Origin of the sequence: Clostridium sp. 10cd* (assembly GCF_044336395.1) — a bacterium.
In the GTDB taxonomy this organism is placed as follows: domain Bacteria; phylum Bacillota_I; class Bacilli_A; order Erysipelotrichales; family Erysipelotrichaceae; genus Clostridium_AQ; species Clostridium_AQ innocuum.
Map to the genome: position 1 here is coordinate 601580 of NZ_CP172347.1, position 13353 is coordinate 614932.

Annotated in this window: 13 protein-coding genes; 10 read left to right on the forward strand and 3 right to left on the reverse strand. The window is 45.1% G+C overall.

What is annotated here, in order from left to right:
- Positions 1-135 precede the first annotated feature (135 nt).
- Positions 136-1449, forward strand: coding sequence for a DEAD/DEAH box helicase (locus tag ACG3M1_RS03095; RefSeq protein WP_008818436.1), 1314 nt, complete (start codon positions 136-138; stop codon positions 1447-1449).
- A 53-nt stretch (positions 1450-1502) separates the two neighbouring features.
- Here ACG3M1_RS03095 and ACG3M1_RS03100 read toward each other — a convergent pair whose 3' ends face one another.
- A complete protein-coding gene (locus tag ACG3M1_RS03100; protein WP_008818437.1) occupies positions 1503-2858 on the reverse strand; it encodes an MATE family efflux transporter in 1356 nt (451 codons plus the stop codon).
- A gap of 280 nt (positions 2859-3138) precedes the next feature.
- Here ACG3M1_RS03100 and ACG3M1_RS03105 point away from each other — a divergent pair, with 280 nt between their 5' ends.
- Positions 3139-3963, forward strand: a complete 825-nt coding sequence (locus ACG3M1_RS03105; RefSeq protein WP_008818438.1) for a hypothetical protein — start codon at positions 3139-3141, stop codon at positions 3961-3963.
- Positions 3964-4157: 194 nt separating this feature from the next.
- Here ACG3M1_RS03105 and ACG3M1_RS03110 read toward each other — a convergent pair whose 3' ends face one another.
- Positions 4158-4316: a hypothetical protein gene (locus ACG3M1_RS03110; protein ID WP_008818439.1), complete on the reverse strand. Its 159-nt coding sequence runs from the start codon at positions 4314-4316 to the stop codon at positions 4158-4160.
- A gap of 428 nt (positions 4317-4744) precedes the next feature.
- Here ACG3M1_RS03110 and ACG3M1_RS03115 point away from each other — a divergent pair, with 428 nt between their 5' ends.
- The 8 genes from ACG3M1_RS03115 (at position 4745) to ACG3M1_RS03150 (ending at position 12706) form a co-directional block, all read left to right on the forward strand.
- Positions 4745-6643 (forward strand): BglG family transcription antiterminator, encoded by a 1899-nt coding sequence (locus ACG3M1_RS03115; protein ID WP_008818440.1) that lies wholly within the window; start codon positions 4745-4747, stop codon positions 6641-6643.
- Positions 6640-7683 carry an aminopeptidase gene (gene ypdE / locus ACG3M1_RS03120; RefSeq protein WP_009270675.1) on the forward strand — a complete coding sequence of 348 codons (1044 nt, stop codon included), beginning with the start codon at positions 6640-6642 and terminating at the stop codon, positions 7681-7683. Before ACG3M1_RS03115 ends, ypdE begins: the two co-directional genes overlap by 4 nt.
- 15 nt (positions 7684-7698) lie before the next feature.
- Positions 7699-8019, forward strand: a complete 321-nt coding sequence (locus ACG3M1_RS03125; protein WP_008818442.1) for a PTS lactose/cellobiose transporter subunit IIA — start codon at positions 7699-7701, stop codon at positions 8017-8019.
- A 1-nt stretch (position 8020) separates the two neighbouring features.
- Positions 8021-8353: a PTS sugar transporter subunit IIB gene (locus ACG3M1_RS03130; RefSeq protein ID WP_002607219.1), complete on the forward strand. Its 333-nt coding sequence runs from the start codon at positions 8021-8023 to the stop codon at positions 8351-8353.
- 40 nt (positions 8354-8393) lie between these two features.
- A complete protein-coding gene (locus ACG3M1_RS03135; RefSeq protein ID WP_008818443.1) occupies positions 8394-9719 on the forward strand; it encodes a PTS sugar transporter subunit IIC in 1326 nt (441 codons plus the stop codon).
- A 69-nt stretch (positions 9720-9788) separates the two neighbouring features.
- On the forward strand, positions 9789-10892 hold the full coding sequence (locus ACG3M1_RS03140; RefSeq protein ID WP_055200897.1) for a M24 family metallopeptidase: 1104 nt from the start codon (positions 9789-9791) through the stop codon (positions 10890-10892).
- Positions 10882-12066: a MalY/PatB family protein gene (locus tag ACG3M1_RS03145; protein ID WP_021419613.1), complete on the forward strand. Its 1185-nt coding sequence runs from the start codon at positions 10882-10884 to the stop codon at positions 12064-12066. Before ACG3M1_RS03140 ends, ACG3M1_RS03145 begins: the two co-directional genes overlap by 11 nt.
- A gap of 4 nt (positions 12067-12070) precedes the next feature.
- The gene (locus tag ACG3M1_RS03150) at positions 12071-12706 is read left to right on the forward strand and encodes an RDD family protein (RefSeq protein WP_395814928.1); all 636 of its coding nucleotides are present in this window, start codon (positions 12071-12073) and stop codon (positions 12704-12706) included.
- 154 nt (positions 12707-12860) lie between these two features.
- Here ACG3M1_RS03150 and ACG3M1_RS03155 read toward each other — a convergent pair whose 3' ends face one another.
- Entirely contained in the window at positions 12861-13079 is a 219-nt protein-coding gene (locus tag ACG3M1_RS03155) for a hypothetical protein (protein ID WP_008818447.1), read from the reverse strand.
- Positions 13080-13353: the final 274 nt, after the last annotated feature.

Sequence of the window (13353 nt, forward strand, 5' to 3'; positions counted from 1 at the left end):
TTGTGAAATTTCAAAAAAATCTTCTGTTCTGCAACAAAGTGTGTTATGATGAGGTTGCTTAAATTCAAGGCTAACGCGATACTTAGGGATGAACAATAAGTATCGCTTTTTCATGCCTGATAGAAAGAAGAGAACATGAAATTTCAAACATTACATATAACAGAGCCTATTTTAAAGGCTGTTAAAGAACAGGGATATGTTGATCCCACACCAATTCAGGAACAGGCGATACCCTACGCTTTGCAGGGTCGTGACATTCTCGGCTGTGCACAGACCGGTACCGGAAAAACAGCAGCATTTTCCATTCCGACAATTCAATTGTTAAAGAAGCATTATAAACAAAGCATCCGCTCCCTAATCGTAACACCGACCAGAGAGCTTGCCATACAGATTCAGGAAAACATCACAGCGTATGCCCAATATACAACAATACGCAGTGCCGTCATCTTTGGCGGTGTACCGCAGAAGCCGCAGGAACGTATTTTGAAGGCCGGAGTGGATATTCTGGTCGCAACACCCGGTCGATTGAATGATCTGATTCAACAGGGCATAATTGACATCAGCCATATTGAAATCTTCATACTGGATGAAGCAGACCGTATGCTGGATATGGGATTTCTTCCGGATGTAAAGCGGATTATCGCAAAGCTGCCCAAAAGGAAGCAGACATTGTTTTTCAGTGCCACCATGCCTTCAGAAATCCGTAAACTTGCCCAGTCCTTACTGCATGAGCTTGTCAGCATTGAGGTGACACCGGCATCAACTACAGTGGAAAAGATCGATCAGAGTCTGTATTATGTGGACAAAGCAAACAAAAAACGCCTGCTGTTAAAGCTTTTACAGAAGAACCGCGTACAAAATGCACTTGTATTCACAAGGACGAAAAGCAATGCAAACCGTCTGGCAAAGTATCTGAATGAAAACGGTGTAACAACCGGTGTGATTCATGGAAATAAATCTCAGAATGCGCGTCAGCAGGCATTGCTGCAATTCAAGGAAGGAAAAAGCCGGGTACTTGTTGCTACAGACATCGCCGCAAGAGGAATCGATGTTCAGGAGCTGAGTCATGTATTTAACTTTGATATCCCCAATGAGGCTGAAGTATATGTACATCGCATTGGACGTACCGGCAGAGCCGGCAGACAGGGCTGTGCCATTGCATTCTCTGACTGCAATGAAGCAGAGTATGTAAAGAATATCGAAAAGCTGATTCGTATGCACATACCGGTTGTGGAGGACCGCGAGTTTCCAATGCGTAATCTGGAGCCTGCGGCATCTGCACAGTCGCAGAATAGAAGAAGGCAGAAACCCGCAGCGAAGCCTTCCGTATCCAATCGAAGTGAGAACCGCAGTGCTGCAATGAAGACGCAAACATCGGCAGCTACACCAAAGCGGAACAACCGCAGACGCAGACCGCAGTCACAAAAGCAGCCGGCACATACAGCATAAATATAGTAAAAAGCCATCGAATATTCTGGTTCATCGATGGTTTTTATCTGTCTTTAAGAATCATAGCGTGTCATCCATTTTCCCTTACGATAATACAGGAACAGCCATAGGGCACTGGCAATCCAGGTCAGCGGCCATCCCATAAAGACGACACCGATATCATGAAACAACGGTACACTGGTTAGAATCCATGCCATACGCAGCCCGCACCAGCATGTGACCATAACGATCATAGGCACTGTCGTGATGCCTGCGCCACGAATGATACCGTTAAAGGCATGGGATATTGCCAGGAAGATATAGCCCGGTGCGAGTACATGCATCATATACAGTCCATAATTGATCACTGTCGGATCACTGGAGAAAATCGCAAGAACGTTAGGACCTAACATCAGCAGCAGGGCAGAAATGCAGACAATCGTTATGACACTCATGAGAATGCCGGTCTTTGCGCCCTGCTTTACCCGGTCATATTTTTTAGCCCCCATATTCTGTCCGGTAAACGTGGTCAGTGCCATGGAATAGCTCATAACCGGAAGTATGGCAAAGCCGTCGATCTTGGTGTAGGAGCCGCAGCCTGCCATTGCCAGAGAACCGAAGGCGTTGATGTTGCTTTGCACGATAACATTGGAAAAGGAAACGATGGCATTCTGCAAACCGCTGGGAAGTCCCAGTCGGACAATTTCATAAAGCATATGCTTGTGAAAGCGGATATGCTTCAGCTTTACCTGGTATTCTTCTTTGGTACGCATAAGCAGAAGCATGGTTAATACAGCACTGATGGTCTGTGCAATCAGCGTGGCCCATCCGACTCCGGCAATTCCCATGTGAAAGACGATGACGAACAGCATATCCAGAATAATGTTGGTGACGGAAGACACGATCAGAAAGTACAGCGGATTTCTGGAATCACCCACTGCCCGCAGGATACCGCTTCCCATGTTGTAAACCATCACAGATAAAATGCCCAGAAAATAAATACGCAGATACAGCACGGAGCTTTCCATGACATCACTTGGTGTTCCTACCCATTGCAGTACATAAGGAGAAATAAGTACGCCAATCAGCGTCATGACAAGACCTGCCGCAAAGGTCAGTGCCAGCGAGGTATGCACGGCGATGTGCAGTTCTTCTTTTTTTCTTGCCCCGAAATAGCGGGAGATGATGACGCCGGCCCCAACCGCAAGTCCCATGAAAAAGCTGACAAGTAAATTGATGACAGGCGCACTGGAGCCTACAGCCGCAAGTGCCTGTGCCCCGATATAATTCCCCACAACAACGGAATCCACTGCATTATACAGCTGCTGAAACAGATTTCCCAGCAGCAGTGGTATGGAAAACAGCAGAATTTCCTTCCAGATGACTCCCTCAGTCATCAAACCTCTGTTTTTTGACTTCTCTTTATTCATTCTACTACCCCTTTGATATTTGTATCTTATTATACGCCTGTTTGGTTCAGAGGTAAATGTTAAAAAAATGAAAAGGATTGGATGTTCAAAGCTGGGACAAACAGGATTGTACAAAAAGATATTCCCCGGGAAATGGATACATAACCCATGAAAGTATACTTTTCCATAATTTTTCATAGAAAAAACATTGTAATTTTACGGTGTATTTGTTATCGTATAAATGCTCACGCAATCGGATTCATATGATATACTATAATAGGACAGGAAAGAGGTCATAAACATGGAAAATAATGAAATACTGGACCTGCTGGAACAGGAATACCTGCAGGAATACAGGAAAATACAAAATCGACTTCTTAAAAAAATAAGAGAGAGCAGCTATCTGAATGTGGAGCTGCATGACATTGCGAATCAGCTGTATACTGCCCAGCTGCGAAGCCTGCAGCCGCAGGATATTTACAATGGGGATGAAACAGCCTTTATCAATGGGATTGTGCGCAATGTACCGGAGCCGCTGCTGTTGAAAAACAAAAAAAGCAAGGCCGGAAACCGTGCGGTGATAAGTATACTGGTGGCTGTAATCATTATGATTAGCTTTTATGCCATCAGCCGCAGTGTGGCAATCGACGATCAGCGTAAGGCAATGGGCTATCTGCAGGAATCCAGCAATTATCGTACGATACAGCAGGAAATAAAAGAAGAGGCTGTGTATACCTTCCAGCTGAAGGATGTGTCCTCCAACGAGGGACAAAAGGTATATGAGAGTGAAGGAAATACGATCTATCTTTCGGATGTGGAGGAAGAAACCGATGCCTATCTCATCTATTTTGAGGCAAGCGGGGAATTCAGCACACAGGGCGGAAGTATTGTCTCTGTTGTTTCCCATGACATAGAAAAAAAGCATAAGGCTTATGAGCTCGAGGGTAGTGTAAATGTTATCCTTGACAGCGGTATGCAGGAGCTTCCATGGATGTATCTGAGCGTCAATAAAACAAAGAATAAGGATGAATACGGCTTCCGTTTAAGCAAAGCTCTGGTTGCGGGACAATCAAGTGTAAAGCTTCAGCTGAAGGATTTAGTGAAAACTACATGGACACACAAATAGTGTGTCCTTTTAGGCAGTCGTGGTAAAATAAAATTATAAGAAAGTCATGTAAACACTGTTATGAATATCAGTTACATGACTTCTTTTTATATCTTGGATTATTGCGGATGTCGCTTAAAATCCAGGTTTATAGGAAATAACATATTATATACTGGTTAAGCTTATAGGCAAAGAATTCAAGAATTTCATATCGCTTATAATAACAAATATAATAGCAGAATTAGCAATGCCAGTATGCTGAGCGCAAACAAGCCTTTTGCATAGCTTCTCGCATTCTCATATAATCGTTTGTTGAATTCTTCGTTTTTGCTGTTTAATTCTCTTAAACGCTTTCTTTCGTTATCTGTCATCATGCATACCTCCATATGAAACATAAGCTTTTGAGAAACAGCAGGACAGTTTGAAAAAACTCATTGCTTTCATGATACGGTGACACTTCATTGCTGTTGCTCTTCTTGTGTACACTCACTTCAATAATATACTAATTGTTTCTGAAAAAACATGCAATACTTTAGGAAAAAGAGGATACGGAAACGGAAAAATTAACGTAAAGATTCACAGTTCCATATCGGTAAGGACATTCTGCACCGATAAAGATGGCGGGAACGAAGCATTTATCTATATGTTACTATTATCCCTGTATCTTTTACATCCGTTATCATAGCAGCACTTTACGATTTTATTTGCACATTCAGGCGTAATTGTTAATCTGTTCTTAATGTGAAAGCAATCTTATAATGTGGATGTAAGCGATACCGAAAACAAGAAAGGAGAATCCTGTATGAGATTATATTCCATAATGAAAGACTTTCTGACAATGAAGGAATACCTGCCCATGGAATATTTCATGAAGCGATATGATGTATCCAGAAGAACGATACAGAATGACCTGTCATATCTGATACAGATTTCTTCAAGAAACGGGTATCAGCTGCACATGCGCAGGGGGAACGGATATCTGCTTGAAGTAATCAATGACCGTCTGCTGGATGAATTCATGAAATCACTCGAGCATGAAACCATGTTTGATATGAAGGACCGTGTCAAGAACATGATGGCGTATCTGACATTGCAGGAAAGCTATGTTTCCATGGATCGTATGGCAGAGCAGTTTCAAATCAGCCGCACCTCAGTAAAAAAGGATTTACAGGAAGTGGAAAAGCAGCTGCAGGTCCATCAGTTGCAGCTGGAAAAGAAAAGTCATTACGGCATCCGCATCCGTGGAGATACACAGCATATCAGAAAGCTGATGTGCGAGCTGTATTTTGATGGGAATACCTTTATCACACAGGAGCTGGAAAAGGAGGAGGCTTCCTTTAGCCGGATTCATGAGGTACTGGTACACAGCATTGAGCGGGAGCATCTCAATATCAATTATAACGAATTGAAAAATGTTATGGTATGGCTGAAGGTCACGCTGTATCTGGCACAGATTCAAAAAGAGAAACGATATCATCCAGACGAGGGTAAGGATGCATGTGAACGGGTCGGGGCACAGGTCATACAGACCGTCGAAGGCTTATTCACATATGGCATATCGAAAAAGACCTGTCAGCAGTTTCTTGAGGTGCTGCGGATTAATATCCGGCAGATGGTGCCCGCCAGCTCCTTCAGTGTAAGTCTGCGTGCCGATATCGATCAGTTCCTGCAGGAATGCGATGAGGTATATGGCACAGAATTCAGTGAGGATGAGGTGTTTAAAACTTCACTGCTTACCCATGTATCCCTATTGATCGACCGGCTGCATCAGAAAATATCGTATAAGAATAATCTGATCAGTGAAATTTGTATTCGCTATCCGATGATCTTCAACATTGCCATACGCTTTGCGGATATGCTGAAAGAGAAATACGATGTGGAAGCGACACACGATGAGGTCGGCTTTGTTGCGACACATTTTGCGGCGCACATGGAAAAGGAACGGGAGCTGCGTATCCGGCGGTTTAACCGCATCGGTGTTGTCTGCTCCACCGGCGGGGGCAGTGCATACCTGATCAAGCTGCAGATAGAATCGCTGTTTGTCAAGGCAGAGGTGGAAACCTTCAGCTTTCTTCAGCTGGAGGAGCTGGCAGCGTTTCAGCCGGATCTGATTTTTACCATCGTCCCTTTAAACCGGGAGTTCAGTGCTCCGATCATCTATATCAAGGAGCTGCTGGATGATCAGGATCTGATACGTATCCGGCAGGTGCTGCAGTTTGATAACTGTGATTCCCTGAGCATAGCCGATGTGGATTCCTATATGTATTCCCTGTTCAGCCGTGATTTCTTTCAGATCAGTGAGGAAACGGACTATCTGCATCTGCTGAAGCAGATGGCGGACCAGCTGGAAACCTGCGGCTATGGAGGTGCGCATTATGCGGATTATGTCATGGAACGCGAGTCCTATATGAGCACCGTCTACGCACATGGTGTTGCTATTCCGCATCCGATTCAGATCCTCGCGGAAAAGAATATGATATCGGTCTGTATTTTGCATAAGCCGCTGCTGCATGAGGGCAAAGAGGTGCGCATTATCTTTATGATATCACTGACAAGAAGCAGCTATGAGATGCACAAGGATATCACCCGGAAGCTGTATCAGCTCATGAAGGACGAAAAGCGTCTGGAGCGGGTGTTAAGCAGTCGGACACTGGAGGAGCTGTTGATTGTTATGAAGGAACTGGATGGAGGAAGTATATGAAAGAAGAGCTACTGGTACGCCTGTCCAATGCGGATGCGGTTGCTTCCAAAGAGGGGGAGGTACGTGCCATATTGAAGGAGGAATTGTCCGCATACAGTGATGAAATCACGTACGATACGCTGGGCAGCATTTCCTTTCACAAAAAGGGGACAGCTGAAAAACCGCTGAAAATCATGTTTTGCGCCCATATGGATGAGGTCGGCTTTCTTGTGCGGCATATATCGGATATCGGCTTTGTGTATCTGATTGCGCTGGGCGGCGTCCAGCAGAAAAGCATGGAAATGCAGAAGGTCAGAATTACGACGGCTAGCGGATCAAAGGTATCCGGTATTCTGAACATCACAACGGATGAGAATCACCATGTCAGGGAGCTGTATGTGGATCTTGGCTGTGACGCTCGGGAGGAGGTCGCGGCACTTGGTGTGGAAATCGGCAATGTGGTCTGCTTTGACAGCAATGCGCATCCCTTCAATCAGGATCATGTATATGCCGGCAAGGCGATGGATGATCGAAGCGGCTGCTATGTGCTGGCACAGGCGATGAAGCGACTTCATGAGCTGTCATTGGAAAATGAAATCATCCTGTGTGCAACCAGCAGTGAAGAGGTTGGTGTGCGCGGAGGGAAAACAGCAGTATATAAGGAAGAACCCGATCTTGTATTCGCACTCGATGTGGCGAATCATCCGGAGCTGTCGAGAAACTATACCAACCACCGCAGGCTGGGAAAGGGCTGCATGCTGGTGCATTACGATAAAACACTGGCACCGAATGAAAAGCTGCTGGCGTTTGTCAAAGAGATTGCACAGACACATGATATCCCTTATCAGTGTGATATGTTCAGCGGTGGAGGTACCGACGCCGGCAATGCGGGAATCAGCCGCAGCGGCACACTTGCTATGGTCATCGGAATACCGCTTCGCTACTGCCACGGTTCTTGGAGTCTGGTGGATACACGGGATCTGGATCATACGATAGAGCTGGTTGTACAGCTGGCGAAAGCATTAACGAAAGAGAGAATGGAAGCATTTACTGCATATTAACGAGGAGGAGACGAAATGAATCAGTTGGAACAGGAAATCGTAGGCATGATTTCTGCTGCCGGAGATAGTAAGGCGAAAGCATTTGAGGCTTTGAAAATGGTAAAGGAAAGCCGTTACGATGAGGCACGCGAACTGCTTGCCCAGGCGAGAAAGATAGATCTGGAGGCACACAAAATCCAGACAAAGCTCATCACTGCAGAAATGAGTGACAGTGATGAGAAACCGGAAATCGGGTTGTTGATGGTTCATGCGCAGGACCATTATATGACTTCTCAATTAGCGAGAGATCTGATTGAGGAAATGATAAATGTATTTGAGGCAAAGGAGGGTAAATAACATGAAAATCGTATTGTGCTGTGCAGGAGGCTTCTCCACAACCATGCTGATGGACAGCATGAAGAAAACTGTGAAGGACAGTGCCAAGCTGAATATCGATGATTTCCAATTCACTGCTATACCGGTAGATTTACTGCAGAGTGAAGTGGAAGGTATGGATGTGCTTGTCATCGGACCGCAGATTGCACACAAAATCGACTACATCAAGCCGATCATCGATCCGTACCATATTCCTTATGTTATCGTAGACAAGGATACGTATGGAAAAATGGATGGAGCCACGGTTATGAAAATGGCATTGATCGCAAGAAAAAAAGCAGATATGCAGAAATAATTCTGAGGGGAATTATAAAAAAGAAAGCGAGAGTGGAAACATGTTTGATAAATTTGAGGCATTTATGAATAAATATCTGACTCCGATCGCCAATAAGATGGATAAACAGGTGCATCTGAGCGCAATCAAGAAAGCAATGGTAGCGATGACACCGTTACTGATTATCGGAAGCTTCTGTCTGATTCCGGAAGCGATTCCGAATATGATCGGAACTGAGAATCCAATATCGCAGTGGATCACTGCAAATCTGGACATCATTTATATTCCGTTCAATGTCGGAATGAGTCTGATGTCCTTGTATGTGACGGCTATTATCGCCTACCATTTGGCAAATTCCTATAAGCTGGATGTTCCCGGCTGTATGAGTATGGGAATTATCGCCTTCCTAATGATGGCAGTTGAATATACGGAGGACGGTGGCATTTCCGGAACCTATCTGGGTACCAAGGGGCTGTTTGCCGCTATGTTTGCGACCATTATTGCGGTAGAGCTGTATCGCTGGTGTATTAAAAAGCATTTTACTATCAAAATGCCGGAGTCCGTACCTGATTTTGTATCACGTTCCTTTGAAATGATTCCGATTTCTGTTATCGTTATCGGATTCTTCCTGATTATCCGTGTCGTATGTGTGAACGTATTTGAAACCATACCGCCGATGATCTTCACCAATCTTCTGGCACCGCTGGTAGGCTCCATGGATAACCCGCTGGCATTCACCTTCCTGCAGATGATGAGCTGTCTGCTGTTCTTCTTCGGTATTCATCCATCCGTACTTAGTCCGATTACCAGCCCGATCTCCACACAGTTTCTGGCTGACAATATCGCCAACTACAAGGCACATCTGCCGCTGGAGCATTTCTATACCGGTGGAGCGATCTCTGCCTTCGCAAACTTCACAGGAACCGGTGTCACCTTCGGTCTGGTATTCTGGTGCATCTTCTCAAAGGCGGCGGCACAGAAGAAAATCGGCCGTGTTGCCTTGATTCCTGCATTGTTCGGTATCAATGAACCGATTCTGTTTGGAGCGCCAATCGTATTGAATCCGCTGTTCTTTATCCCTTATGTCATCGGTGGGGCAATTCTTGGAACCTTCCCGCACTGGCTGATGGATATGGGACTGCTGAATATGCCGGTCTTCAATCCACCGTATGTCGGTGTCTTCCTGGAGGGCTATCTGGTCAATCTGGACTGGAGAACCATCGTCGTTAATGCCATACAGATGCTAGGCTCCATCGCTCTGTGGTATCCGTTCTTCAAGCTGTACGAGAAACGTGAGCTGGAGAATGAAAAGGCTGTGGAAGCACAGAAGAGTGCTATCTCCGCAGAGGATGAAGCATTGCTGAACGATCTGGATCTGGATTTCTAAAGGCAACCGTAGGATAAGGCAGGCGCAGGTCTGCCTTATTTAACAAATAGAGGAAAGGGGTGCTGTGCAATGGCGAAGCGCTTAGGAAAGCTGCAAGCATTTCTGCGGGAGCAGAAGCTGGATGCATTGCTGATCAAAAGTAAAACAATGAAAAAGTATATGGACACACTGACTGGAAGCGGCTGTCAGATTCTGCTTATGAGGGATCAGGGATACCTGATAGTCGATGGACGTTATCTGGTAGAGGCAAACGAGCGGGAGCATGACTTACAGATTGTCCAGCATATGCCGCATACCGGTGGAAACGGATATCTTGGCGTTGTTGAAGAGCTGCTGCACAAGCATGCCTGTACAAGCATGGGGGTGGAGAGCTCGCAGCAACTGGTGAAGGAATACTGGCGCATGGAGGCTCTCGGTGTTGAGATTCGTTTGCTGGATGAGGAAATTCATATGCTTCGCATCTGCAAGGATGAAGAGGAACAGCGTCTTATGCAGGAGGCAGTGGATATTACGGATGATATTTATCAAAGAGTCATCCATCATCTGCATATCGGTATGAGTGAATATGAAATATCTGCACTGCTGCAGTATTATGCAATATCCGCCGGAGCTGCACAGATGTCCTTTGAAACAATCGTAGGAACAGGAGAACGCAGTGCCCTGCCGCATGGACGTCCGACAGGAAGGAAAATCCGTGCGCATGAGCCGATTCTTATGGACTTCGGTATTCAGTATAAAAACTATCAGTCTGATATGACCAGAGTCTGCTTTATCGGGAAGCCGCAGCCGAAAATTGCAAGCATCTACCATATTGTACTGGAGGCACAGCTCGCAGGTATCCGTGCAATAAAGCAGGGGGCAGTGGCAAAGCAGGTAGACAACGCCGCAAGGTCTGTCATTACCCGTGAGGGATACGGAGACTATTTTACACACGGTCTGGGGCATGGTCTTGGAATTGGCGACGGCTGTGAATATCCGATTTTGAATGAAACAGGCTCTGTCATTCTGCAGGAAGGCATGATGATGTCCTGTGAACCCGGAATCTATCTGCCCGGCATCGGTGGAATCCGTATAGAGGATGATGTGGTAATCAGAAACGGTATCGGTACAGTGATGAATAAGACAAGCAAAGAGCTTTTGATTCTGAAGGAGGATGCAGCACATGAAGTATGATTTTGATGAAGTGATCGAGCGCAGGGGTACCTATTGTACACAGTGGGATTATATCGAAGACCGTTTTGGGGAGAAAGACCTGCTTCCGTTTTCTATTTCCGATACGGACTTTCGGATTCCCAAGCCGATCAGCGATACGATTCAAAAGGTGGCACAGCACGAAATCTACGGCTATACCAGATGGAATCATCACGATTTTAAGGGGAGTATTACCGGATACTTTCAACGGCGCTTTCAATGCCGCATGGAAGAAGACTGGATTTTATACAGTCCCAGTGTCATGTATTCCGTCTCTCTTCTGATCCGGCTGTTATCCAAACCAAAGGATCGTATTCTGAGCTTAAATCCCATGTATGATTCCTTCTTCACAGTTATTGAGGATCAGGAACGCATTCTCATCAGTCATGATCTGGTACATGGAAAGCATGATTTTGAAATTGACTTTGACAAATTTGAAGAGGATATAAAAGGTTGTTCTATATTCCTGTTATGTTCTCCGCACAATCCAACCGGACGTCTGTGGAGTCCAGCGGAGCTGCAAACAATGGTATCGATCTGTAAGTCGCATGGAACGGCCATCATATCGGATGAAATTCATATGGATATGCAGCTGAGAGGAAGGCATACGCCGATTCTGGAGTATATTGGGGAGTATGACAGATTGTTTCTGGTCAGCTCGTGCAGTAAAACCTTGAATGTTCCCGGCTTGATCGGCTCCTATGCGGTGATTCCGGATGCAACGGTACGGGATGAATTTCTGTATCAGACAAGAAAGCGCGACTTCCTGAATTCCGCAAGTATTTTCGGGATGCATGCGACCATGGTCGGCTATACGGAATGTGACGATTACGTCGATCAGCTGTGCGATTATATCCGCGGAAATATGGAGCTGGTGGAACAGTTTGTGAAGGAGCATTTCCCGGATATGCGCTTTGCTATGCCACAGGCGACATATCTTGCATGGATTGATGTCAGAGCTGTACCGTTTTCGAGTGAGGAGCTGCAGGAAGCCCTGGTGCATATCGGTAAGGTCGCTATCATGAAGGGAGAAACCTACGGCAGTAATGGAAAGGGCTATCTGCGTATGAATTGCGGGTGTCCAAGAGCCAAGCTTCTGGAGGGACTGCAGCGTATGAAGAAGGCAGTGGATGCCCTGTATGAAGAAAGGAGGTAGGAAAATGCAGCTGAATATGACAGGTTTATATACAAAGCTATATGCGATTACCGATCATACGCCGTGTGATGTTGATACACCGAAACGCTTTGGTGCTTATATCCTTGACTGGGTAGTCGGCGGTATTTTTACCGGACTGCCTGCCGTTCTTTTATATAGCGGATTAACGAAAAAGCAGGATATGTTTGGCGGCTTGTATGTTTTTGAATCACTTGGTTATGCACGCAGCTGGGCCTTTCTTGCCGGAGCACTCTGTATTTTGTTTGCGCTGTTTTATTATGTATATGTTCCATGGCGTATCTGGCCGGGGCAGACACTTGGAAAACGTGTTGCCGGTTACCGCATGGAAAAAACGGATGGTACAGCAGTGGATTTGATTACCCTGTTAAAACGGCAGGTTATCGGCGGCTTCCTGCTGGAGGGTGCAGCATTTGTCGCATCAAACTATATCCGGCAGCTGGTGACCCTGTCACTGAGCTATTATGTAGATTATTACTGGCAGATAGCAGGGATGATTCTTACAGCGTTATCCCTTATTCTTGTAATGAAAACAGACTCGCATCGCGCACTGCATGATTATCTTGCGAAAACCAGAGTGACTTGTGTTGAAAAACAGAAGAATGAGCATTCTTCTATTTGATAAATAAGGAACATGTGACAACGTGTAACATAAGCCAGGGCGGACAGTATTAGAAACAGAAACTAAGCTGTATGAAAAAGGAAAGCATGATTCTGTAATTCATCAGAAGTGCTTTCCTTTCTTGTGCTGTAAAGTGAGGCTACAGGCTATCTGCTTATCCACATGTCACATTGTAGAAGATGCCGCCAAGCTCCGGCAGCTGCTTCAATTCGTCTTTTACCTTTCTCAGAATAATTTTCTCATCCTCATCAGATGCACAGTCGAAAACCATCTGCAGTCCCTTCTTACCCTGATAGATAAGCGGTAAATCCATGGACAGGACTGCCAGTTTAATTTCTTCACACTTCGTAACTGATCCAATCAGCAGTTTCATCGAATCCCTTCTTTCTTTTCTTTAGTATAGCACTCAGAACCGGTATGTAACGGGACGTTATTTTCATATTGGGATGCAAATAAAAGCTCAAAGTAGATACAGAATAAAACAGGTAAATAGTGTAACTGTATCGCATTGAAAATATCAGCTGTTACATAACAAAAGTATTTCTTGTGTGAGGAATTCTTATAATTGAAATCAATGAAAAAACTTTACATTATACGATTATCTAATTTTTATATAGGTTATTTTTAAGGAAATGATGTAAAATTTA